We start from the raw sequence: 23,291 nt of genomic DNA on the forward strand, positions 1-23,291 counted from the left end.
GTCGAGATTCTCCGGGTCGAGGGAAGGTGGCGCTCGGTGCCACCCCGTTCACTCAAGGTGGTGCAGATCGGCCGCCGTGTCGATGTCGTACGGCCGCGCCACGTCACCGCACTCGACGAGTGTGATCGCCCGCTCGTGCGCCCCCAGGTAGGCGCGCGCCCCGCGGTCCCCGGTCGCGGTCTCGGCGATGCCCGCCCAGTGGGCCCGGCCGAACAGGACGGGATGCCCGCGCACGCCGTCGTAGGCGGCCGACACCAGTGAGGTCTCGTCCCGGCAGGCGGCCAGCACCCGGCCGAAGGCCCGCGGGCCGATCCCCGGCTGGTCGACCAGCGAGACGACGGCGGCCTCGGCCTCCGTCCCGGCGAGCGAGTCCAGCCCGGCCCGCAGCGAGGACCCCATGCCCCGCTCCCACTCCGGGTTCTCCACCAGCACGCACCCCTCCAGCCCGGCCCGCTCCCGTACGGCGTCGGCCCGCGCCCCCAGCACCACGTGGACGCGGGTGCAGCCGGCCGCGCGCAGTACGGCGACCGCGTGTTCGACCAGCGGCCGCCCGCGGTGCTCCAGCAGCGCCTTGGGCCGCCCGCCGAGCCGTCGTCCGCCGCCCGCCGCGAGCAGCAGCCCGGCGATCCGGGCTTCGTCTACCGTCATGTGTTCTGCATACCTGACGCCGGGACGGGTGCCCGGTTTCCGGGGGCTGAATTTCCGTCCGCACGGTGGCGCGGCCCGCACCGGGTGGCGTTTACTGGCCCGCGACCCCGGCAGCCGACCCGCGCCTCGGGCTGTTCGGCGGGATCACGCGTGCGCGCACGAGGACGTGCGAGGGGGAGGCTTGTGTTGCGGAGCATGGGGCAGAGGTCAGTGATCGGCAGCGACGAGGACCCGAGGGTGGCCGGACTGCGGACCGCCGTGTCCCGGCTGCGCCGCGAACTCGCCGCCCACCCCGCCGAGTTCCCCGACCGCGGGATCGCCGAGGACGAATTGGCCGCCCTGGCCGCGATGACGGCCGACGGTGCCCCCGAGGCCCGCCGCCTGCGCCGCTCGCTGCTGCTGATCGCCGGCGCGATCGGCTCGGTCAGCGCGCTCTCCCGCGGTCTGGCGGAGGTGCGCAACGCGGTGGAGCTGTTCGGGGAGCCGCCGCGCGGTTGACGGGGCGTCAGGGCGCCGCGTGGCCGCTCTCCTCACCTGTCACCTGCGCCCGCACACGGCCGCGCGCCTCCCCCTTGAGTCCCGTGACGAAGGCCCCTCACCCCCCGGAGCTGGCCAGCGCCTCCGACAGCTCCGCCGCCGCCTGCTGCAGCACCGGCACGATCCTCTCCGTCGCCGCCTCCGTCACCCGGCCCGCCGGACCCGAGATCGAGATGGCCGCGGCGGTGGGGGAGTCGGGCACGGAGACCGCCAGGCAGCGCACGCCGATCTCCTGCTCGTTGTCGTCGACCGCGTAACCGGCCCGGCGCACGTCCTCCAGGGCGGCCAGGAAGCCCTCCGGGGTGGTGATCGTCTTCTCCGTCGCGGCGGGCATGCCGGTGCGCCGGAGCAGCGCGCGCACCTCCTCGTCCGGGGTGTTCGCGAGCAGGGCCTTGCCCACGCCCGTGGAGTGCGGCAGGACCCGCCGGCCGACCTCGGTGAACATGCGCATCGAGTGCTTGGAGGGCACCTGGGCGACGTAGACGATCTCGTCGCCGTCGAGCAGCGCCATGTTCGCGGTCTCGCCGGTCTCCTCGACCAGGCGGGCCAGATAGGGGCGGGCCCAGGTGCCGAGCAGACGGGACGCGGACTCGCCGAGCCGGATCAGGCGCGGGCCGAGGGCGTACCGGCGGTTGGCCTGCTGGCGGACGTATCCGCAGGCGACGAGGGTGCGCATCAGACGGTGGATGGTCGGCAGCGGCAGTCCGCTGCTCGCGGACAGCTCGCTCAGGCCCACCTCGCCGCCCGCGTCGGCCATCCGCTCGAGCAGGTCGAAGGCGCGCTCGAGTGACTGGACCCCGCCGCCGTTGGACCTGGCGGAGTCGGTGGTGCTGGCGCTGGACGTCGGCACGGCGCGTTCCTTTCGGGGCTGGCGGGAAGTCGCTGAAGCCTACCCGGCGGTCGGTTGACTCCCTGGTCGTGCATGGCTACGTTCTGCTTGTCGGAATATTAATTCCGCTTTGTGGAATCGTCCAGAGTCGATGCGGAAGGCGCACTCTGAAGAAGTGTGCCCTTGACGGCTCGGAACCGGGAGTGAAGACTCCTTCAACAGAACGTTGAAATCCGTTCCGTGGGAGTACCCCACGGCGGCTGAGAGGGGTTCGGGTGTCCGACGTGGAACTGGTGCTGCGCTCGACGCGCGTCATCACGCCGGGGGGGACGCGTGCCGCGTCCGTCGCGGTCGCGGGCGGGCGCATCGCGGCCGTCCTTCCCCACGACGCCGCCGTCGCGCCCGGCGCCCGCCTGGAGGACCTCGGCGACGACGTCCTGCTGCCCGGCCTGGTCGACACGCATGTGCACGTCAACGACCCCGGCCGTACCGAATGGGAGGGCTTCTGGACCGCCACGCGCGCGGCCGCGGCCGGCGGCATCACCACCCTCGTCGACATGCCGCTCAACTCCCTCCCGCCGACGACGACGGTCGACCACCTGCGGACGAAGCAGAAGGCCGCCGCCGACAAGGCGCACATCGACGTCGGCTTCTGGGGCGGCGCCCTGCCGGACAACGTCGCGGACCTGCGCCCCCTGCACGAGGCCGGTGTCTTCGGCTTCAAGGCGTTCCTGTCCCCGTCGGGCGTGGACGAGTTCCCGCACCTCGACCAGGACCGGCTCGCCCGGTCCCTGGCCGAGATCGCCTCCTTCGGCGGGCTGCTGATCGTGCACGCCGAGGACCCGCACCACCTGGACGCCGCCCCGCAGCACGGCGGCCCCCGGTACGCCGACTTCCTCGCCAGCCGGCCGCGCGACGCCGAGGACACGGCGATCGCTCAGCTCATCGCGCAGGCCAAGCGGTTCGACGCGCGCGTGCACGTCCTGCACCTGTCGTCGTCCGACGCGCTGCCGCTGATCGCCCGGGCCAGAGCGGAGGGCGTGCGGCTCACCGTGGAGACCTGCCCGCACTACCTCACCCTGACCGCCGAGGAAGTCCCGGACGGCGCGAGCGAGTTCAAGTGCTGCCCGCCCATCCGCGAGGCCGCCAACCAGGACCTGCTGTGGCAGGCGCTGGCGGACGGCACCGTCGACTGCGTGGTCACCGACCACTCGCCCTCCACGGCCGACCTCAAGACGCACGACTTCGCCACCGCCTGGGGCGGCATCTCCGGCCTTCAGCTGAGCCTGGCGGCGGTGTGGACCGAGGCCCGCAGGCGCGGTCACGGCCTGGAGGACGTGGTCCGCTGGATGTCGTCGCGGACGGCCCGGCTGGTGGGCCTGGACGGCCGCAAGGGCGCCATCGAGGCCGGCCGCGACGCCGACTTCGCGGTCCTCGCGCCCGACGAGACCTTCACCGTCGACCCGGCGGCGCTCCAGCACCGCAACCGCGTGACGGCGTACGCGGGCAAGACCCTGCACGGCGTGGTCAGGTCGACCTGGCTGCGCGGCGAACGCATCGTGGCGGACGGCGAGTTCACCGGGCCGAAGGGCCGGCTGCTCACCCGCACCCCCTGATCCCCCGCACAGCGCGGCGAGAACGAAAGGAAAGACGTGACGGCGATCCCGAGCTTCACCGGTGACGCGAACCCCTACCAAGGCGGCGACCCGTACGCGGACTACCGCGCCGCCGACTTCCCCTTCACCCGGTACGCCGACCTCGCCGACCGGCGGCTCGGCGCCGGTGTCATCGCCGCCAACGACGAGTTCTTCGCCCAGCGGGAGAACCTGCTGGTGCCCGGGCCGGCCGAGTTCGACCCCGAGCACTTCGGGCACAAGGGCAAGGTCATGGACGGCTGGGAGACCCGCCGCCGGCGCGGTGCCTCCGCCGGCCACCCGTGGCCGGCGGCCGAGGACCACGACTGGGCGCTGGTCCGCCTGGGCGCGCCCGGCGTGGTCCGCGGGATCGTCGTCGACACCGCCCACTTCCGCGGCAACCACCCGCAGGCGGTGTCGGTCGAGGCCACGTCCGTGCCCGGCACGCCCTCGCCGGAGGAACTCCTCGGGGACGACGTCAAGTGGACGACGCTGGTGCCCCGCACGCCGGTCGGCGGCCACGCGGCCAACGGCTTCGCCGTCTCGGCCGAACAGCGCTTCACGCACCTGCGCGTCAACCAGCACCCCGACGGGGGCATCGCACGCCTGCGCGTGTACGGCGAGGTGGTACCGGACCCCGCCTGGCTGCGGGCCCTCGGCACCTTCGACGTGGTCGCCCTGGAGAACGGCGGCCGGGTCGAGGACGCCTCCGACCTGTTCTACTCCCCGGCCGCCCACACCATCCAGCCGGGCCGTTCGGGCAAGATGGACGACGGCTGGGAGACCCGCCGCCGCCGCGACCGGGGCAACGACTGGATCCGCTACGGCCTCGCGGCCCAGGCCGAGATCCGCGCCGTCGAGATCGACACGGCGTACCTGAAGGGCAACAGCGCCGGCTGGGCGTCGGTCTCGGTGAAGGACGGCGAGAGCGGCGCCTGGCACGAGGTCCTCCCGCGCACCCGCCTCCAGCCCGACACCGGCCACCGCTTCGTCCTGCAGGCCCCGGCGGTCGGCACACACGCGCGCGTCGACATCTACCCCGACGGCGGCATCTCGCGGCTGCGCCTGTACGGCTCCCTGACCGAATCCGGCGCGGCGACGCTGGCGGCACGCCACCAGGAACTGGGCGGCTGACCCCGCCTCCCCGGCCGCCGGACGGAGCGGGCCTCGCCTCCCCGGCCGCTGGACGGAGCGGGTCCCGCCTCCCCGGCCGCCGGACGGAGCGGGCCTCGCCTCCCCGGCCGCTGGACGGAGCGGGTCCCGCCTCCCCGGCCGTCGGACGGAGCGGGCCTCGCCTCCCCGGCGCCGGACGGAGCGGGCCCCGCCGGCCCGCCCGGCGGCAAAGGACGGGGCCGTGCGGCACGAGGCGGGGCACGGGGGACGCGAGCCACGAGGCACCGGCGCCCCCCGGCCGGTCCGCCGGAGGCTCAGGCGGCGTGCCCTCCGTCCACCGCGAACTCCGCACCCGTGACGTAGTCCGCGCCCGCCAGATACGCGACCGTCGCCGCCACCTCCTCCGCCGTCCCGAACCGCCCCAGCGCCGTCATCGCCGCCTGGCCCGCCGCGTACGGCCCGTCCGCCGGGTTCATGTCGGTGTCCGTCGGCCCGGGGTGCACGATGTTCGCCGTGATCCCGCGGGCCCCGAGTTCACGCGCGAGCGCCTTCGTCAGGCCCACCAGCGCCGCCTTGCTCGTCGCGTACAGCGTCCCGCCCGGCCCCGGCACCCGCTGCGTCATGCAGGTGCCGATGGTCACGATCCGCCCGCCGGAGGACATCCGGGCGGCCGCCGCCTGCGACGTCAGGAACACCCCCCGGACGTTCACCGCGAGAACCCGGTCGACGTCGGCGAGCGACAGCCCCTCCAGCGGACCGAGCACCCCCACCCCGGCGTTGTTGACCAGGATGTCGAGCCCGCCCAGCGCCCGGTCCGCGCGCTCCACCGCGGCCGCCGCCTCCTCCGCGTCCGCGGCGTCCGCGCGCAGGGCCGCGGCCCCGCGGCCCAGCGCCTCGATCCGCCGTACCACGTCCTGTGCCGCCTCCTCGCCGTTCACATAGGTGAGGGCCACGTCCGCGCCCTCCCGGGCGAGCCGCAGCGCCGTCGCCGCCCCGATGCCGCGGCTGCCGCCGGTGACCAGGGCGACCTTGCCTGTGAGATGTCCGTGATCCGTCGTCATGGCTCCATTCCAGCGGCCGTCGCCCGAACGGACCGGCGGCGAACGGACACCGAGACCGCGTGGCCGGAACACGCCGGGCCGGAACTCTTCGCTCCTCCTCCCGCGTTCTCCCCACGTGACCCTTCAGCAAGAGATCGTCGGCAACGCCATGCAGATGGCGGTCGTCAGCCTGAGCCCCGGGCAGACCGTGTACTGCGAGGCCGGGAAGTTCCTGTTCAAGACGTCGAACGTCACCATGGAGACCCGTCTGTCGGGCCCGTCGGACGGCGGCCGGGCGCAGGGCGGCGGAGGCGGCATGGGCGGCATGCTCCGCCAGGCCATGGGCACCGCCATGCAGGTCGGCCAGCGCATGCTGGCCGGCGAGTCGATGGCGTTCCAGTACTTCAGCGCCCAGGGCGGCGAGGGAACCGTCGGCTTCGCGGGCGTGCTCCCCGGCGAGATGCGCGCCCTGGAACTCGACGGCACGCGCGCGTGGTTCGCCGAGAAGGACGCCTTCGTCGCGGCCGAGTCCACCGTCGAGTTCGGCATCGCCTTCCAGGGCGGCCGCACGGGCATGAGCGGCGGCGAGGGCTTCGTCCTGGAGAAGTTCACCGGCCGCGGCACCGTGATCATCGCCGGCGCGGGCAACTTCATCGACCTCGACCCCGCCGACTTCGGCGGCCGTATCGAGGTGGACACGGGCTGCGTCGTCGCCTTCGAGGAGGGCATCCGGTACGGCGTCCAGCGCGTCGGCGGCCTCAACCGCCAGGGTGTCATGAACGCCGTCTTCGGCGGTGAGGGCCTGTCGCTCGCCACCCTGGAGGGCAGCGGCCGGGTGATCCTGCAGTCCCTCACCATCGAGGGCCTCGCCAACGCCCTGCGGAAGGCCCAGGGCGGCGACAAGCAGGGCCCGACGGGCGGTCTGTTCTCCACCCACGAGGGATGAGCCGCACCCACGAGGCCACGAGGGACGAGCCGCGCCCATGAGGCCACGAGGGACGAGCCGCCGCACGGCCGGGCGCGCCGTGCGCGGGTCAACTCGCGGCGAACTCGCCGTACGTCGGGGCGAATTCCTCGGCTTGTCATTGACATGCCACTGTCTACGCGCGTCATCATGAGGGCATGCGAATCCCCCCACGCGCCACCCGTATCGGCGCCGCAGCCGCCCTCCTGTCCGCCCTCCTCGTGGGCGGCACCGTCTCCGCCACCACGGCGGACGCCTCCGCCGCCTCGGTGGGCGGCATCTGCTACGGCGCCCTGCCCTCGCAGGCGCACGACACCCTGGACCTGATCGCGCAGGGCGGCCCGTACCCGTACGAGCAGGACGGCACCGTCTTCTCGAACCGGGAGGGCGTCCTGCCCGGCCAGCCGTCCGGCTACTACCACGAGTACACGGTCAGGACGCCGGGCTCCTCCACGCGCGGCGCCCGCCGGATCGTCACCGGTGAGCAGACCCAGGAGGACTACTACACCTCCGACCACTACGCCACCTTCGACCTGATCGACTTCGGCTGCTGATCCACTTCGGTCGCTGAGCGACTTCACCGCTCGGCGCGAGGAACGGCGCGACCCGCCGGAAGCCCGGCTCCCAGCCGGCCGGGCTTCCGGCTCCCCGGGGCGGCGAACGGCGCGCTCGCCCGCGCCGCCGGCGAGCCGATCGCGCCGAAAGTATCCGGTGCCGCGACTTTGGCCGGGGATCCCCCCCAACGGGGCGGTGACACCGGCCGTTCCTGCGTAGATTTGTCGACCGTGAGCGAGGACAGGCCGACGCCGGCGGCAGCGGGGATCGTGGGGCGCAGATGGCTGTTCCCGTCGGCCCTGCTGCATGAACTCGACCCCGACGTGGAGCGGAGCGGCCGGCGGCCCCGGCGCACCGCGCGTGACTGGGCCGTCGACCTCGCGTGCTTCCTGCTCGCCGTCGCCCTCGGCCTGGCGGCCGCGGACACCCTCGGCAACGACCCCCACACCCCGCACGCCCTCGCCGTCGTCGACCAGCTGCTCGGCGTGCTGTCCTGCGCGGCCGTCTGGCTGCGCCGCCGCTGGCCGCTCGGTCTCGCCGTCGCGATGGTCCCCGTCGGCCTGGTGTCGAACACGGCGGGCGGCGCCGGCATGGTCGTCCTGTTCACCCTCGCCGTGCACCGGCCCTTCCGCTACGTCGCCTGGATCGGCGGCATCGCGATCGCGCAGATCCCGCTGCTGTTCTGGCTGCGCCCGGACCCCGACCTGCCGTACGCCGGAGCGGTCGCCTTCACGGAGCTGGCCACCCTCACCGTCATCGGCTGGGGCATGTTCGTCCGCTCCAAGCGCCAGCTCATGCTGAGCCTGCGCGACCGGGCCCGGCGGGCCGAGACGGAGGCGCGGCTGCGCGCCGAGCAGGCACAGCGGCTGGCCCGCGAGGCCATCGCCCGCGAGATGCACGACGTCCTCGCGCACCGGCTGACGCTGCTGAGCGTGCACGCGGGCGCCCTGGAGTTCCGGCCCGACGCGCCGCAGGAGGAGATCGCACGGGCGGCCGGCGTCATCCGGGAGAGCGCGCACGAGGCGCTGCAGGACCTGCGGGAGATCATCGGCGTCCTGCGCGCGGGCGAGCCCGACGACGCGGGCCGGCCCCAGCCGTCACTCGCCGCGCTCGACGCGCTGGTCGCCGAGTGCCGGGAGGCCGGCATGAAGGTCACCCTCTCCGGCCGTGTCAGCGACCCCGCCGCCGTCCCCTCCTCCGCCGGCCGCACCGCCTACCGCGTCGCCCAGGAGGCCCTGACCAACGCCCGCAAGCACGCCCCCGGCACGGAGGTCACCGTCTCGGTCACGGGCGGCCCGGGCGACGGCCTCGTGGTGGACGTGCGCAACTCCGCTCCGGAGGGCGACGTCCCCGCCGTCCCCGGGTCCGGGCAGGGCCTGATCGGACTCGCCGAGCGGGCCACGCTGGCCGGCGGCCGGCTGGAGCACGGGCCGGAGGCGGGCGGGGGGTTCCGGGTGCGGGCCCGGCTGCCGTGGGGCTGAGCCGGGCACGCGGCGGACGGCGCCGCCGGCACCCGGCGCAGGCACGCGCGCGTGGGCATCGCCGCCCTCAACGACCGCGAGGTCGCCGTCGCGGTCGGCCGCGGCCTGTCCAACACCGAGATCGCCGCCACGCTCTTCATGAGCGTCGCCACCGTCAAGACACACGTCTCCCGCGTCCTGGCCAGGCTCGGCCTCAACAACCGGATACAGATCGCGCTGCTGGCCCACGACGCCGGGCTTCTGGAGGAGCCGGGGACGGACGGGCACTGACGGCGTCCGCCGCGGTGCGGCTGCACCTCGGCTCCCGCCGCCCGAAGGCCGGGGAGCCCGGCAGGCAGGGCGTCCGGACCCGCCTGGTCCGGCCCTGCGATCCGCGCTGCGCGCGCTGCGAGGAGCCGGCGGTCACGGACACCGCGGCGCCCGCCGTCCGCCCGCTCACCTGAACGCGGTCTCGGCCCGTCCCGGGATCTCCGCGAGGGCCACCGGTCTGCGCTCCCGTCTGGAGACGTCGCACGCCTCGGCGATCCGCAGCGCCTGGAGGGCCTCGCGGCCGTCGCACGGGTTGGCGCGCTGCTCGGTCACGACCTCGACGAACGCGGCCAGCTCGGCCTCGTAGGCGGGCCCGAAGCGCTCCAGGAAGCCGCTCCACGGCTTGTCCGCGGCGGGCGGCCCGGTCGGTTCGGTGGAGGCGATCGGCGTCCGGTCGTCGAGGCCGACCACGATCTGGTCGAGCTCCCCGGCCAGTTCCATGCGGACGTCGTAGCCAGCGCCGTTCAGCCGTGTCGCCGTGGCCGTGGCGAGGGTGCCGTCGTCGAGCGTGAGGAGCGCGGCCCCCGTGTCCACGTCGCCCGCCTCGCGGAACATCGCGGGCCCCGCGTCCGAGCCGGCCGCGTACACGTCGACGACCTCGCGCCCGGTCACCCAGCGCAGCGCGTCGAAGTCGTGGATCAGCGCGTCCCGGTACAGCCCGCCGGACAGCGGCAGCCAGGCGGCCGGGGGAGGGGCCTGGTCGGAGGTGAGCGCCCGTACGGTGTGCAGCCGCCCGAGCCGGCCCGACAGCACCGCGTCCCGCGCGCCCTGGTAGCCGGTGTCGAAGCGGCGCTGGAAGCCCATCTGGAGGATCGTCCCGGCCGCCTCGACCTCGGCGACCGCCTGCAGCGTGCCCGGCAGGTCGAGCGCGATGGGCTTCTCGCAGAACACCGGCAGCCCCGACCGTGCTGCCCGACCGATCAGTTCGGCGTGGGCCGCGGTCGCGGTGGTGATCACCACCGCGTCCACGCCCCACCGGAAGATCTCGTCCACCCCCGGGGCCGCCGTCTCCCCGAGCCGGCGGGCGAGCTCCTGGGCCCGCGCCGGATCGACGTCCGTGAGGATCAGCGACCCCACGTCGCGGTGGCGGCTGAGGGTGTTCGCATGAATGGCGCCGATCCGCCCCGTACCGATGACCCCGATGCGCATGGAAACAAAGTGAGGGTTCCGTGCGGACGCTGTCAATGCATATGTCAGGACAATCTGACTACACAACTTCCCGTCAACAACGCCTGGAGCTACGCTCGCCCCGTGCCGAAACCAGAAGTGGACCCCACCGTGTCGCTCGAGCTCAGTGTGGACCGGAGCTCCCCGGTGCCGTTGTACTTCCAGCTCTCCCAGCAGCTGGAGGCCGCGATCGAACACGGCGCGCTCACACCCGGCAGCCTGCTCGGCAACGAGATCGAGCTGGCCGCACGGCTCGGCCTGTCCCGGCCCACCGTCCGCCAGGCCATCCAGTCGCTCGTCGACAAGGGCCTCCTGGTGCGCCGCCGCGGCGTCGGCACGCAGGTCGTGCACAGCCAGGTCAAACGCCCCCTGGAGCTCTCCAGCCTCTACGACGACCTGGAGGCGGCCGGGCAGCGCCCCGCGACCAGGGTGCTCGTCAACACGGTCGTCCCGGCCGGCGCCGAGGCCGCGGCCGCCCTCAACCTGGCCGAGGACAGCGACGTGCACCGGGTGGAGCGGCTGCGGCTCGCGCACGGCGAGCCGATGGCCCACCTGTGCAACTTCATCCCGCCCGGCCTGCTCGACCTGGACACCGAGCAGCTGGAGTCCACGGGCCTGTACCGGATGATGCGGGCCGCCGGGATCACCCTGCACAGCGCCCGCCAGACCATCGGCGCCCGCGCGGCCACCGCCGCCGAGGCCGAGCGCCTCGCCGAGCCCGAGGGCGCCCCCCTGCTCACCATGCAGCGGGTCACCTTCGACGACACCGGCCGCGCGGTCGAGTACGGCACGCACACCTACCGCCCCTCCCGGTACTCCTTCGAGTTCCAGCTGCTGGTGCGGTCCTGACCGACCGGCCCCGTGCGGCCCGTACGCAGCCCCATTCGGCACACAGCGTGAGCGTGCGGCAGAATCGGGCCTTGATGAGCACCTACGGCAACTTCACCGCCCCCATAGGCTCCCGCCGCGCTCCGGCCCTGCGCACGGTCGGCACGAGGGAGCGCCGCTCGCACCTGAGCGCGCCGCGTGTGCCCACGGTGGGCATCGACATCGGCGGCACCAAGGTGATGGCGGGCGTCGTCGACGCCGACGGCAACATCCTGGAGAAGGTCCGCACGGAGACGCCGGACAAGTCCAAGAGCCCCAGGGTCGTCGAGGACACCATCGTGGAGCTGGTGCTGGACCTGTCCGACCGGCACGACGTGCACGCGGTGGGCATCGGCGCGGCCGGCTGGGTCGACGCCGACCGCAACCGCGTCCTGTTCGCGCCCCACCTGTCCTGGCGCAACGAGCCGCTGCGCGACCGCCTCGCGAGCCGGCTCGCCGTGCCGGTCCTCGTCGACAACGACGCCAACTCCGCCGCCTGGGCCGAGTGGCGCTTCGGCGCCGGCCGCGGTGAGGACCACCTCGTCATGATCACGCTGGGTACCGGCATCGGCGGCGCGATCCTGGAGGACGGACAGGTCAAGCGCGGCAAGTACGGCGTCGCGGGCGAGTTCGGCCACATGCAGGTCGTGCCCGGCGGTCACCGCTGCCCGTGCGGCAACCGCGGCTGCTGGGAGCAGTACAGCTCCGGCAACGCGCTGGTCCGCGAGGCCAAGGAGCTGGCCGCCGCCGACTCCCCGGTGGCGTACGGGATCATCGAGCACGTCAAGGGCCAGATCGGCGACATCACGGGTCCGATGATCACCGAGCTGGCCCGCGAGGGCGACGCGATGTGCATCGAGCTGCTGCAGGACATCGGCCAGTGGCTCGGCGTCGGCATCGCCAACCTCGCCGCGGCCCTCGACCCGTCCTGCTTCGTCATCGGCGGCGGCGTGTCCGCGGCCGACGACCTGCTGATCGCTCCCGCGCGCGAGGCGTTCAAACGCCAGCTCACCGGCCGCGGCTACCGCCCCGAGGCCCGTATCGTCCGGGCCCAGCTCGGCCCCGAGGCGGGCATGGTGGGCGCCGCCGACCTGGCCCGTCTGGTCGCCCGGCGCTTCCGCCGCGCCAACCGGCGCAGGGTCGAGCGGCACGAGCGCTACGCGCGCTACACACAGGCCCGCCGCTCCCAGAGGGACACCGCGTGACGGCCTCGCTCCCGCACCAGGGCGGGTCCCCGAACGAGCCGCCCCGCCCGCCCGAGGACCGCAGGCACAAGGTCCGCCGCAGGGCGCTCACCCTCCTCATCATCGTGCTGCTCATCGGCATCCCGGCCGGCTACCTGGTGATCTCCGCCAACCAGAGCCGTGACAGCGGCAAGGACAAGGAGGCCAAGTACGCGGCGACCGGCCTCACCAAGGGCTGGCCGTCGAAGGTGCAGCGCCGCCTCTACCAGGTGCCGATGCCGCACCCGTCGGGCAAGGTCGCCTCCTATGAGACCAACAACTGGAAGACCAGCCGGCTCTACGTCCAGTTCCAGACGCCGAAGGTCAACCTCGACGTCTTCCTGAACGACATGGGCGTCAAGCGGTCCGACCTGAAGAAGGGCGCCGTCACCATCAGTGCCCGCGACCAGAAGATCACCGGCTGGGACTTCACCAGCCCGGGCCCCTGGTACGGCCTGGTCCACAAGCAGAAGGCACCGAAGCCGACCCAGGACGTCATGGTGAGCTTCGGGAACAGGAACAACCCGTTCTTCTACGTCGTCTCCCGCACGGTTCCCTGAGCCGGCACGCCCCGCCGCCGTCACCGGAGCCGATTGTCGGACCCCGCCCGTAGAGTCGGACACGGATGATCCGACTCACGGGCGGGAGGTGACAGGTCGTATGGGCGACAGGGCCGCGGTGGCCGAGCGCGAGCGGGGCGCGGAGACGTCCGTCCCCCTCGGCCTCGCCGCCGTCTTCCTGCCCGCGCCCCTGCCGAGGGACGGCCGGGTCGCCTTCTGGGACCCCGACGGCGGCCCGCTGCCCGCCGAGGACACCGGACTCACCGTGGTACGGCGCCGCGGCTCGGGCGTACGGCGCGGCACGGTGCCCGCGCTGTCCCTGCCCGTCGGCGAGGCCCTGCCCCTGCTCGTCCGCGCCCGGCGCGACGGTGGTGCCCACCCCGCCACCGCCTGCTGGGGCGCGGCGGCCCTGCACGCGCTGCGGCTCGCCGCGCGGGGACGCCTGCTGCCCGGGCTGACGGCCACCGGCCACGACGCCTGGCGGGCCGGACCCCTGGACCCCGACGACATCGCCCACCTCCGCGCCGTCGCCGCGGCGCTGCCCCCCGAGGGCCATGCCGTCCCGCTGCCCGGACCGGGCCCGCTCCGGCTGCCCGAGCCGGAGGCGCTGGTGCGCGCCTTCCTGGACGCGGTCGCGGACACCCTCCCGCGCACCCCCGCCGCGCCGCACGCGTCCGGCCGGCCCTTCGCGGACCACCGGCCGCAGCACCTGCCCGACGCCCAGGACTGGGCCGCGGAGGTCGCCGCCGGCATGGACGCGGGCGTGCGCGTCTCGCTCCGCCTGGACCTGTCGGCCCACGAGCTGTTCGACCGGGACGAGGGCGTGCGCACCGCGGGCGCCGCCGTCGTCCAGGTGCACAGCCTCGCCGACCCCACCCTGGTCGCCGACGCGGCGGCCCTGTGGGCGGGCGAGGCGGACGCGGCGTTCGGCCCCCGCGCACGGGTCGACGCGGCGCTGGCCGTGCGCCGCGCGGCGCGGATCTGGCCACCGCTCGACCGGCTCTGCCAACAGGACGTGCCCGACGTCCTGCCCCTGTACGACGAGGAGCTGGGCGACCTGCTCGGCGTCGCCGCGACCCGGCTCGCGGCCGCCGGAGTCGCCGTGCACTGGCCCCGCGACCTGGCGCAGGACCTGAGCGCGAGCGCGGTGGTGCGGCCCGCGCCGGGTTCCGCGACGGACGGCACCGCCTTCTTCGACAGCGAGGAACTCCTGCAGTTCCGCTGGCAGCTGGCGATCGGCGGCGACCCGCTCAGCGAGGCCGAGATGGACGCCCTCGCGGAGGCCCACCGCCCGGTCGTACGCCTGCGGGACCGCTGGGTGCTGGTCGACCCCGCACTCGTCCGCAAGGCCCGCAAGCGGGAGCTGGGCCTGCTCGACCCGGTCGACGCGCTCTCGGTCGCGCTCAGCGGCAGCGCGGAGGTGGACGGCGAGACGGTCGAGGCGGTCCCGGTCGGCGCCCTGGCCGGCCTGCGCGACCGGCTCACCGCGGGGATCCGCCCCGCCGAGCCCCCGCCCGGCCTGCGGGCCACCCTGCGCGACTACCAGCTGCGCGGTCTGGCCTGGCTGGAGCTGATGACCTCCCTGGGCCTCGGCGGCTGCCTCGCCGACGACATGGGCCTCGGCAAGACCGTCACGGTCATCGCGCTGCACCTCAAGCGCGCCCGCGGCGAGCCGACCCTGGTGGTCTGCCCCGCCTCCCTGCTGGGCAACTGGCAGCGGGAGATCGGCCGCTTCGCGCCGGACGTCCCCGTGCGCCGCTTCCACGGACCCGACCGCACCCTGGAGGACCTGTCCGGCGGCTTCGTCCTGACGACGTACGGCACGATGCGGACCACGGCCCCGCGGCTGGCCGAGCGGCACTGGGGCATGGTCGTGGCGGACGAGGCGCAGCACGTGAAGAACCCGTACTCGGCGACGGCCAAGGCCCTGCGCACGATCCCCTCCCCGGCGCGCGTGGCGCTCACCGGCACCCCCGTGGAGAACAACCTCTCCGAGCTGTGGGCCCTGCTCGACTGGACCACACCCGGCCTCCTGGGCCCGCTGAAGTCCTTCCGCGCCCGGCACGCGCGCGCGGTGGAGAACGGCGAGGACGAGGAGGCCGTGCGGCGGCTGGCCCGCCTGGTCCGCCCCTTCCTGCTGCGCCGCAGGAAGTCCGACCCCGGGATCGTGCCCGAGCTGCCGCCCAAGACCGAGACGGACCACCCGGTGCCGCTCACCCGCGAGCAGGCGGCCCTGTACGAGGCGGTGGTGCGGGAGTCGATGGACGCCATCGGGACCGCGGAGGGCATCGCGCGCCGGGGCCTGGTGCTGAAGCTGCTCGGCGCGCTGAAGCAGATCTGCGACCACCCGGCGCTGTACCTGAAGGAGGGGGCCGCGGCCGACGGCCGCCTGCTCGCCCGCTCCGGGAAGCTGGCGCTGCTCGACGAACTGCTGGACACGCTGCTGGCGGAGGACGGCTCGGCGCTCGTCTTCACGCAGTACGTCGGCATGGCCCGGCTGATCACCGCCCATCTGGCCTCCCGCGCCGTTCCGGTGGAGATGCTGCACGGCGGCACGCCGGTACCGGAGCGCGAACGCATGGTGGACCGCTTCCAGAGCGGTGCGACACCGGTGCTGGTGCTGTCCCTGAAGGCCGCCGGCACCGGCCTGAACCTCACCCGCGCCGGGCACGTCGTCCACTTCGACCGCTGGTGGAACCCCGCCGTCGAGGAACAGGCCACCGACCGCGCCTACCGCATCGGCCAGACCCAGCCGGTCCAGGTCCACCGCCTCATCACCGAGGGCACCGTCGAGGACCGCATCGCCGAGATGCTGCAGAACAAACGCGCCCTGGCCGACGCCGTCCTCGGCTCCGGCGAGTCGGCCCTGACGGAACTGACCGACCGCGAGCTCTCCGACCTGGTCTCCCTGCGGAGGCCGGCGTGACGCCGGGCCCGGCCGACGAGGCCCGCCGGGCGCTGAGGCAGGCGCGGGAGCGGGAGGAGGCCGCCGTGCCGGGGCAGACCTCCGGCACGCCCGGGGAGCCCGGCACGCCCGGGGAGCCCGGCGCCGGGAGGCCCGGGCGCGCCGAGCCGCGGCCCGGCGACGCCGCCCGCGCGGCGCTGCGCCGGACGACCTCTCCTGCGCCGCCGAGCGGAACGCCGGACGAGGAGGCCCGGGCACCGCAGGAGGAGGAGCAGGCACCGGGGGAGCGGCCCCGGGCCCTCGAGGACCCGGAGCGCCGGCCAGGGGCGCCCGGCTCCGCCGCGGGGCGTCCCGGAGACATCGCGCGCGAGGCGCTGCGGTCCGCGCGAGCGCAGTCGCTGCGGGTACGGGAGCAGGCCGGGCGCCGGCCGCGGCGTCCGGCGTCCGGCGCCTCCGGTGGCGGGCCCCGCCGTACCCCCGGCTTCCCGGTGAGTGACCTGTGGGAGCCGCCGGCCGGCGCCCGGCCCGCTCCCGCGGCCGACCCGGCAGCCGGACCGCAGGAGGCGTACGACGGTGGTGCGCGCCCCGGGCAGGGGAGTGCGACGGAGCGCCGGAGCACCGCGGAGGGCCGGGGCCGGGAGGAAGCCGCGCCGGGCCGTGCCCGTGGCGCCGACGAGGCCCACCGGTCCGGGCCCGCCCCCTCGCGCGCGCCGTCCATGGCGGCCCCCGGCCGTGACGGCGAACTGCGGCGCACCTTCCCGGCGTTCCCGTCCCGCGCCGGAGATCCCCCGGCCGGCACCCGCTTCGCCGAGACCTGGTGGGGCAACGCCTGGGTCACGGCGCTGGAGGAGGGAGCGCTGGACGCCAAGCGGCTGGCGCGGGGCAGGGGCTACGCCGAGCAGGGCAACGTGGACGCCATCACCGTGACACCCGGGCTCGTGCTGGCCTATGTGCAGGGCAGCCGGCCGCGCCCGTACCGCGTGCAGGTGCGGCTGCGCACGCTGGACGACGCGGACTGGGCGCGGCTGCTGGAGACGGCCGCGGAGCGGCCGGGGCACATCGCGGCGCTCCTCGACAAGGAACTGCCCCAGTCGCTCGCCGACTGCGGAGTGCCGCTGCTGCCGGGACCGCGCGACCTCGAGCCCCACTGCAGCTGCCCCGACCGCGGCCACCCCTGCAAACACGCCGCCGCGCTCTGCTACCAGACGGCCCGTCTGCTCGACGCCGACCCCTTCGTGCTGCTCCTGCTGCGGGGCCGCGGTGAGCGCGAACTGCTCGACGCGCTGTCCCGGCTGAACGCCACCCGCGCGGCCCGCGCCGCCCGCGAGCGGGCACCGGCCCCGCTCCCGGGCGTACGCGCCGCGAAGGCCCTGACCGACCGCCGGCTGCCGCCGCTCCCGGCCCCGTTGCCCGTGCCCGCGCACCCCGAGCAGCCCCCGGTCTACCCGGCGGCGCCGGGCGGCCCCGACCCCTTCGCGCTGGACCAGCTGGCGACGGACGCGGCCGCGCGCGCCCACGCCCTGCTCAGCACCGGCCGCGACCCGGTGGCCGAGCTGACGCTGTGGCAGGACGCGGTGCGGCTCGCCGCCGCCCGCCCCGGTTCCGGCCTCACCGCCGGCTCCCGCGCGCTGTACGCCTCACTCGCCACCGCCGCCGGGCGGACACCCGCCGAGCTGGCCCGCGCGGTCGCGGCCTGGCGACAGGGGGGCCTCGAAGGTCTCGCCGTCCTCGAGGAGCCGTGGGACCCGCCGGCCGGACGCTTCGACCGCGCCCGCCCCCTCCTTCTCGCCGCAGACCTGCCGCCCTTCCGCCCCTGGCGCAACCACCTCACCCACCCCCGCGGCCATGTCCAGCTCCGCCTCGGCCGCGACGGGCTGTGGTACGCCTACGAGTCGGAACCGGGCCACGACGACTGGTGGCCGCGCGGCACCCCGGACCTCGACCCGGTCGGCGCGCTCACCGGCCTGGGCGCCTCACCGGAAGGCTGACACGGCGGTACCGGCACCGGGACGTCGATCCCGGGGCGCCGACTCCGCGACGTCGACACTGGTGAGTCGGCACCGGGACGTCGGTATCGGAACGCCGGCACCGGGACGTCGGGATCGCTGGTGAAGGCAGTGTGAGCATTCCCCGGTGATCCGCGGGAGTCAGGTGTGAGGACGTGGGGCCCCGCATCCGGGAGGCCGCGAGGGGCGGTTAGCTTAAAGCGGTGAACGAGACGAAGACCCCTGCCCTCCAGTACCGCTTCGACGGCCCGGAAGACGCCCCGGTCCTCATCCTCGGTCCCTCGCTCGGCACGACCTGGCACATGTGGGACCGCCAGGTTCCCGAACTGGCCAAGCAGTGGCGTGTCTTCCGCTTCGACCTTCCCGGGCACGGCGGCGCGCCCGCGTACCCCGTGGCCTCGGTCGGCGAGCTGACCTCACGGCTGCTCGCCACGCTGGACGCGGTCGGCGTCCAGCGCTTCGGCTACACGGGCTGCGCGCTCGGCGGCGCGGTCGGCCTCGAACTGGCGCTGCGCCACCCGGAGCGGATCGCCTCGCTCGCGCTGATCGCCGCCTCGCCGCGCTTCGGGACGGCGGACGAGTTCCGCCAGCGCGGGGTGATCGTGCGCACCAACGGCCTCGACCCCATCGCCCGTACCTCTCCCGACCGCTGGTTCACCGGCGGGTTCGCCTCCGCACAGCCCCCGATCACCGACTGGGCCGTGCAGATGGTGCGCACCACCGACCCGGGCTGCTACATCGCCGCCTGCGAGGCGCTGGCCACCTTCGACGTACGGTCCCAGCTGGGCGGCGTCGGGGTGCCGACCCTCGTCCTGGCCGGCTCCGAGGACCGGGTCACCGGCCCCGCGCAGGCGCGCACCCTGGTCGCCGGCGTCCCCGACGCCCGCCTGGCCGTCGTCCCCGGGGCCTCCCACCTGGTACCGGTCGAGCAGCCCGCCGCCGTCACCGACCTGCTCGTGCGGCACTTCTCCTCAGCCTGGAAGCCCGCGTTCGACTCGGACACCGGCCAGATGGCCATCCCCGCCGCGCCGGCCAAGCCGGTGCTGGCCGCCGCTCCTCCGCAGCCGGTGCCCGTGGCCGAGATCGCACCCCCGGTGGTCGAGTCCGGACGGACGCCGGGCCGGCCCGACCGCTACGACACCGGGATCAAGGTGCGCCGCGAGGTGCTCGGCGACGCGTACGTCGACCGGGCGCTGGCGCAGGCGGACGACTTCTCCGGGGACTTCCAGGAGCTCGTCACCCGGTACGCGTGGGGGGAGATCTGGGACCGCCCCGGCCTCGACCGGCGTTCACGCAGCTGCGTGACCCTCACCGCCCTGGTCGCGGGCGGCCACACGGACGAGCTCGCCTCCCACGTCCGCGCCGCCCTGCGCAACGGCCTCACCCCGGTGGAGATCAAGGAGGTGCTGCTGCAGGCGGCCGTCTACTGCGGTCTGCCGGCGGCCGGCCGCGCCTTCACGGTGGCCCAGCAGGTCATAAGGGAGGAGACGACTCCCACGGAGTGACCCCGTCAAGAGGCAGGATGGGAGCCATGAAGCTCACGAAGAAGTCGCACAGCTGCGTCCGGCTCGAGAAGGACGGGCGCGCCCTGGTCCTCGATCCCGGCGGGTTCAGCGAGGAGGACGCCGCGGTCGGCGCCGAGGCGATCCTCGTCACCCACGAGCACCCGGACCACTTCGACGAGCGGCGGCTGCGGGCGGCCATGGAGGCCGACCCCGCCGCCGAGATCTGGACCCTCCGGTCGGTCGCCGAGCAGCTCTCGGCGGCGTTCCCCGGCCGTGTGCACACCGTCGGCCACGGCGACACGTTCACCGCGGCGGGCTTCGACGTCCAGGTCCACGGGGAGCTGCACGCCGTCATCCACCCGGACATCCCGCGCATCACCAACGTCGGCTACCTCGTCGACGGCGGCAGTGTCTTCCACCCCGGCGACGCCCTCACCGTCCCCGACCACCCGGTGCGGACGCTGATGCTCCCGGTGATGGCCCCCTGGAACAAGATCTCCGAGGTCATCGACTACGTCCGCGAGGTCGCGCCGCAGCGTGCGTTCGACATCCACGACGCCCTGCTCACCGATCTCGCCCGCCCGATCTACGACCGCCAGATCGGCGCGCTCGGCGGCGCGGAGCACCTGCGGCTCGCGCCGGGGTCGTCCGCCGACCTCTGACCCGGCCGGGACGGCGTTGTCGGACCCGCCCGGTAGGTTGTGGGACATGCGCATCGCGACCTGGAACGTGAACTCGATCACCGCCCGCCTGCCGCGGCTCCTGGCCTGGCTGCAGGCCAGCGACACGGACGTGCTCTGCCTCCAGGAGGCCAAGCTGGCCGAGGAGCAGTTCCCGTTCGACCAGCTGCGCGAACTGGGCTACGAGTCGGCGGTGAACGCGACCGGCAGGTGGAACGGCGTGGCGGTACTCTCCCGCGTGGGCCTGAAGGAGGTCGTCAAGGGCCTGCCCGGCGACCCGGGTTACGACGGCGGCGTGGAGCCCCGCGCCGTCTCCGCGACGTGCGGCCCGGTCCGCGTCTGGTCGGTGTACGTGCCCAACGGGCGCGAGGTGGACCACCCGCACTACGCCTACAAGCTCCGGTGGTTCGAGGCGCTCAGGGCGGCCGTCGCCGGCGACGCGGGCGGCAGCCGCCCGTTCGCGGTGCTGGGCGACTACAACGTGGCGCCGACGGACGACGACGTCTACGACCGGGCCGCGTTCGAGGGCTCCACCCACGTCACACCGGCCGAGCGCGCCGCCCTGACGTCCCTGCGCGAGACCGGCCTGAGGGACGTCGTCCCGCGTCCCCTCAAGTACGACCACCCGTACACCTACTGGGACTACCGCCAGCTCTGCTTCCCCAAGAACCGCGGCATGCGCATCGACCTGGTCTACGGCAACGAGCCGTTCGCCGAGGCGGTCACCGACGCCTACGTGGACCGCGAGGAGCGCAAGGGCAAGGGCGCGTCGGACCACGCCCCGGTGGTCGTGGACCTGGACGTCTAGAAGGCTGCTGAAAATCTCGGGTTCTGGCCCCGGCTCGGTGGAGTTGGGGCCAGTCTTGTAGGCATGCAGGGGGAGTGGGCCGGGGAGATGGTCGGGCCGGATGTGTGGGAGACCTGCCGGGAGTTGATCCCGGCGGGCAGTGTGTTCGCGTTCCTGGCCGAGCACCGGGAGGTGCTGTTCCCGCCGGGGATGTTTGCGGATATGTACCCCTCGTCCAACGGCCGTCCGAGTCTGCCGCCGCAGGTGCTGGCCGCCACGGTGGTGCTGCAGAGCCTGCACGGGCTGTCGGACTTCGAGACGGTTCAGGAACTGCGGTGTGACCTGCGCTGGAAGGCGGCCTGCGGGCTCGGCCTGTACGACACCGCGTTCGATCCCTCGCTGCTGACGTACTTCCGGCGCCGTTTGCGTCACTCGGCCGATCCGACGCGGATCTTCACCAAGGTCAAGGAGGTCGTGGCCGCGACCGGGGTACTCAAAGGCAAGCAGCGGCGAGCGCTGGATTCGACTGTGCTGGACGACGCGGTGGCCACCCAGGACACCGTCACCCAGATCATCTCCGCGATCCGCCGGGTGATCCGCGAGGTCCCCAGGGGCGGGGAGACCGCGGCGCGGTGGTGCCACGCGCACGATTACACCGACCCGGGCAAGCCGAGGATTGCCTGGGACGACGAGGCCGCCCGTGCCACGCTGGTCGACGCGCTGGTCACCGACGCGGTCAACCTGCTCGGGCACCTGCCCGAGCAGGAACTGGGCGAGAGAGCGGCGAACGCGGTGGGCCTGCTGGCCCTGGTCGCGGGCCAGGACGTGGAGCCGGCCGAGGACTCCGACGGGCGCGACGGACGCTGGCGCATCGCCCGGCGCACGGTGGCGGACCGGACCGTGTCCACCGTCGATGCGGACGCACGCCACATCCACAAGAACCGCACCCGCCATCAGGACGGCTTCAAAGGGCATGCGTCCTTCGAGCCGGAGAGCGGGCTGTTCACCGCGGTTGCCCTCACCAGCGGCTATGGCCCTGACAGCCACGAGGCCGCTGTCGCCTGCGATCTGCTGGCCGAGGAGGACGAGGGCCAGGAGTTAACCGTGCTCGGCGATTCCGCCTACGGAACCGGCGACCTGCGCGCCCGGTTGCAGGCAGATGGCCACACTCTGGTGATCAAGCCGCCACCGCTGCGGCAGGCCGTCCCCGGCGGCTTCACCATCGATGACTTCCTCATCGACTCGGCCGCCGGCACCGCGACCTGCCCCGCCGGACACACCGCCCACCTCGGACAGGTCAAAGCGGACGGCGCCCGCACCGCCCAGTTCAAGCGCGTGTGCAGCGACTGCCCCCTGCGCGGACGCTGCACCACCTCCAAGACCGGACGCACCCTCAACGTCCACGCCCGGCACGAACTGCTCACCGCAGCCCGTCACCAGGCTGCCACCGACCCCGCCTGGCAGGACGAATACCGCCGATGGCGGCCCCCGGTCGAACGCGCCATCGCCTGGCTGGTCGCCAAGGGCAACCGGCGAGTCCCCTACCGCGGCGCCATCGCCAACAACCTCTGGCTCCACCACCGCGCAGCCGCCCTCAACCTCCGCCGACTGATCAACCTCGGACTCGCCCGGGCCAACGGCAGCTGGCACCTCACCCCGGCCACCGCATAACCAAGAAGGGCCGCCCAGCCCACGGCCGGACAGCCCCACAACAAGATTTTCAGCAGCCTTCTAGGGCGTCGAAGGTCCCGCCTGCCCGGCGGCGCCCGGCACGCACGCTCGCCGCGTTGTCGGGATCGCCCCGACACGGAGCCCGCTGCCGGCGGGGCGCAAGTCGCGGGGTGATGCGGGTGAGACGGCCGGGGCCCCGCCGAGGTGTCCCGCACCGGCCCGGCGTGACATCAGCGCGCAGCGACTGCCCGCGCGCCTGTGGTGCGCACACCGGTGCGAGTGACACGCTGGGTGTATGAAGATCCCTTTTCTGGGCCACCGGCAGGAGAGTCAGGGCGTCCCCGACCCGGAGGGGATCGCCGAGCTCCTTGCCGAGTGCGAGCTGCTGCGTTCCCAGGCGGCCCAGGACGGCGTCCGGCTGGACGACTCCGCGGCCTCGTTGGAGGCGCTGGATCAGTTGCTGCCGCGCTGGAGGGATGACGAAGAGGTGCTGCACTGGCTCGGCAACGACGCCGGCCTGTACCTGGGCACCGTCATCGTGCACACCGTGCCCGGTGCCGCCTGGGAGATCTGGCCGAGCGGCCAGCCGGTCGTACGGCTGGCCTCCGGCCGCGAGTTCGACGTCGTCGCCTCCGGGCACGAATGGGCCGTGAGCGGGGCGCCCGAGCTCTCGCAGTTGTACGCCGAGGTCGCGGAGGCGTGACCCGTTGGACCTAAGATCGACGTAAATACGGCTTATGCCCGGAAAGTGCGTGTCGTGCGATCGCTCCCCCCTGGCCCGGATAGTTTGCCGAAAGGACGACACAGCTG

Annotated in this window: 20 protein-coding genes and 1 pseudogene; 17 read left to right on the plus strand and 4 right to left on the minus strand. The window is 74.2% G+C overall.

All coding sequences use genetic code 11. The features are described from left to right. Window positions 1–48: 48 nt before the first annotated feature. Window positions 49–648, minus strand: a complete 600-nt coding sequence (locus ACJ9NR_RS30635) for a nucleotidyltransferase family protein (protein ID WP_412491488.1) — start codon at window positions 646–648, stop codon at window positions 49–51. A gap of 195 nt (window positions 649–843) precedes the next feature. Here ACJ9NR_RS30635 and ACJ9NR_RS30640 point away from each other — a divergent pair, with 195 nt between their 5' ends. Further along, complete coding sequence (locus ACJ9NR_RS30640; RefSeq protein ID WP_412491487.1) at window positions 844–1,146, plus strand: DUF5955 family protein; 303 nt, start codon at window positions 844–846, stop codon at window positions 1,144–1,146. Window positions 1,147–1,243: 97 nt separating this feature from the next. Here the strand turns inward: ACJ9NR_RS30640 and ACJ9NR_RS30645 are convergent, their stop codons facing one another. Further along, entirely contained in the window at window positions 1,244–2,035 is a 792-nt protein-coding gene (locus tag ACJ9NR_RS30645; protein WP_412491486.1) for an IclR family transcriptional regulator, read from the minus strand. Between the two features lie 254 nt (window positions 2,036–2,289). Here ACJ9NR_RS30645 and allB point away from each other — a divergent pair, with 254 nt between their 5' ends. Further along, a complete protein-coding gene (gene allB / locus ACJ9NR_RS30650; RefSeq protein ID WP_412491485.1) occupies window positions 2,290–3,630 on the plus strand; it encodes an allantoinase AllB in 1,341 nt (446 codons plus the stop codon). Window positions 3,631–3,666: 36 nt separating this feature from the next. Next, a complete protein-coding gene (gene alc, locus ACJ9NR_RS30655; protein WP_412491484.1) occupies window positions 3,667–4,782 on the plus strand; it encodes an allantoicase in 1,116 nt (371 codons plus the stop codon). Window positions 4,783–5,075: 293 nt separating this feature from the next. Here the strand turns inward: alc and ACJ9NR_RS30660 are convergent, their stop codons facing one another. Further along, complete coding sequence (locus tag ACJ9NR_RS30660) at window positions 5,076–5,822, minus strand: SDR family oxidoreductase (protein ID WP_412491483.1); 747 nt, start codon at window positions 5,820–5,822, stop codon at window positions 5,076–5,078. A gap of 115 nt (window positions 5,823–5,937) precedes the next feature. On the opposite strand from ACJ9NR_RS30660, the gene ACJ9NR_RS30665 reads away from it, so the two are divergent. The 4 genes and pseudogenes from ACJ9NR_RS30665 to ACJ9NR_RS30680 form a co-directional block, all read left to right on the plus strand. Beyond that, window positions 5,938–6,747 carry an AIM24 family protein gene (locus ACJ9NR_RS30665; RefSeq protein ID WP_412491482.1) on the plus strand — a complete coding sequence of 270 codons (810 nt, stop codon included), beginning with the start codon at window positions 5,938–5,940 and terminating at the stop codon, window positions 6,745–6,747. A 176-nt stretch (window positions 6,748–6,923) separates the two neighbouring features. Beyond that, window positions 6,924–7,319 (plus strand): ribonuclease domain-containing protein, encoded by a 396-nt coding sequence (locus tag ACJ9NR_RS30670; RefSeq protein ID WP_412491481.1) that lies wholly within the window; start codon window positions 6,924–6,926, stop codon window positions 7,317–7,319. 222 nt (window positions 7,320–7,541) lie between these two features. Further along, on the plus strand, window positions 7,542–8,801 hold the full coding sequence (locus tag ACJ9NR_RS30675; protein ID WP_412491480.1) for a sensor histidine kinase: 1,260 nt from the start codon (window positions 7,542–7,544) through the stop codon (window positions 8,799–8,801). 6 nt (window positions 8,802–8,807) lie between these two features. Continuing rightward, window positions 8,808–9,071, plus strand: a pseudogene (locus ACJ9NR_RS30680) (response regulator transcription factor); the annotation flags it as partial. Window positions 9,072–9,236: 165 nt separating this feature from the next. Here the strand turns inward: ACJ9NR_RS30680 and ACJ9NR_RS30685 are convergent. Further along, entirely contained in the window at window positions 9,237–10,259 is a 1,023-nt protein-coding gene (locus ACJ9NR_RS30685; RefSeq protein WP_412491479.1) for a Gfo/Idh/MocA family protein, read from the minus strand. A 129-nt stretch (window positions 10,260–10,388) separates the two neighbouring features. Here ACJ9NR_RS30685 and ACJ9NR_RS30690 point away from each other — a divergent pair, with 129 nt between their 5' ends. The 10 genes from ACJ9NR_RS30690 to ACJ9NR_RS30735 all read left to right on the plus strand — a co-directional run bounded on the left by ACJ9NR_RS30690 (window position 10,389) and on the right by ACJ9NR_RS30735 (window position 23,184). Then, window positions 10,389–11,126, plus strand: a complete 738-nt coding sequence (locus ACJ9NR_RS30690) for a GntR family transcriptional regulator (protein WP_412491877.1) — start codon at window positions 10,389–10,391, stop codon at window positions 11,124–11,126. 74 nt (window positions 11,127–11,200) lie between these two features. Beyond that, window positions 11,201–12,349: an ROK family glucokinase gene (locus ACJ9NR_RS30695; protein WP_412491876.1), complete on the plus strand. Its 1,149-nt coding sequence runs from the start codon at window positions 11,201–11,203 to the stop codon at window positions 12,347–12,349. After that, entirely contained in the window at window positions 12,346–12,927 is a 582-nt protein-coding gene (locus tag ACJ9NR_RS30700) for a sugar kinase (RefSeq protein ID WP_412491478.1), read from the plus strand. The genes ACJ9NR_RS30695 and ACJ9NR_RS30700 overlap by 4 nt, the downstream gene beginning before the upstream one ends. 100 nt (window positions 12,928–13,027) lie before the next feature. After that, window positions 13,028–15,853: an SCO1167/SCO6262 family helicase gene (locus tag ACJ9NR_RS30705; protein WP_412491477.1), complete on the plus strand. Its 2,826-nt coding sequence runs from the start codon at window positions 13,028–13,030 to the stop codon at window positions 15,851–15,853. Next, a complete protein-coding gene (locus ACJ9NR_RS30710) occupies window positions 15,850–17,820 on the plus strand; it encodes an SWIM zinc finger family protein (protein ID WP_412491476.1) in 1,971 nt (656 codons plus the stop codon). The genes ACJ9NR_RS30705 and ACJ9NR_RS30710 overlap by 4 nt, the downstream gene beginning before the upstream one ends. 221 nt (window positions 17,821–18,041) lie before the next feature. Next, the gene (gene pcaDC, locus ACJ9NR_RS30715; protein WP_412491475.1) at window positions 18,042–19,343 is read left to right on the plus strand and encodes a bifunctional 3-oxoadipate enol-lactonase/4-carboxymuconolactone decarboxylase PcaDC; all 1,302 of its coding nucleotides are present in this window, start codon (window positions 18,042–18,044) and stop codon (window positions 19,341–19,343) included. Window positions 19,344–19,369: 26 nt separating this feature from the next. Beyond that, entirely contained in the window at window positions 19,370–20,005 is a 636-nt protein-coding gene (locus ACJ9NR_RS30720) for an MBL fold metallo-hydrolase (protein WP_412491474.1), read from the plus strand. Window positions 20,006–20,051: 46 nt separating this feature from the next. Further along, window positions 20,052–20,831 carry an exodeoxyribonuclease III gene (locus ACJ9NR_RS30725; RefSeq protein WP_412491473.1) on the plus strand — a complete coding sequence of 260 codons (780 nt, stop codon included), beginning with the start codon at window positions 20,052–20,054 and terminating at the stop codon, window positions 20,829–20,831. 63 nt (window positions 20,832–20,894) lie between these two features. Continuing rightward, complete coding sequence (locus ACJ9NR_RS30730) at window positions 20,895–22,481, plus strand: IS1182 family transposase (RefSeq protein ID WP_412489983.1); 1,587 nt, start codon at window positions 20,895–20,897, stop codon at window positions 22,479–22,481. Window positions 22,482–22,776: 295 nt separating this feature from the next. Continuing rightward, window positions 22,777–23,184: a DUF6278 family protein gene (locus ACJ9NR_RS30735; RefSeq protein WP_412491472.1), complete on the plus strand. Its 408-nt coding sequence runs from the start codon at window positions 22,777–22,779 to the stop codon at window positions 23,182–23,184. Window positions 23,185–23,291 lie beyond the last annotated feature (107 nt).

The organism is Streptomyces sediminimaris, assembly GCF_047049295.1.
Taxonomy (GTDB): domain Bacteria; phylum Actinomycetota; class Actinomycetes; order Streptomycetales; family Streptomycetaceae; genus Streptomyces; species Streptomyces sediminimaris.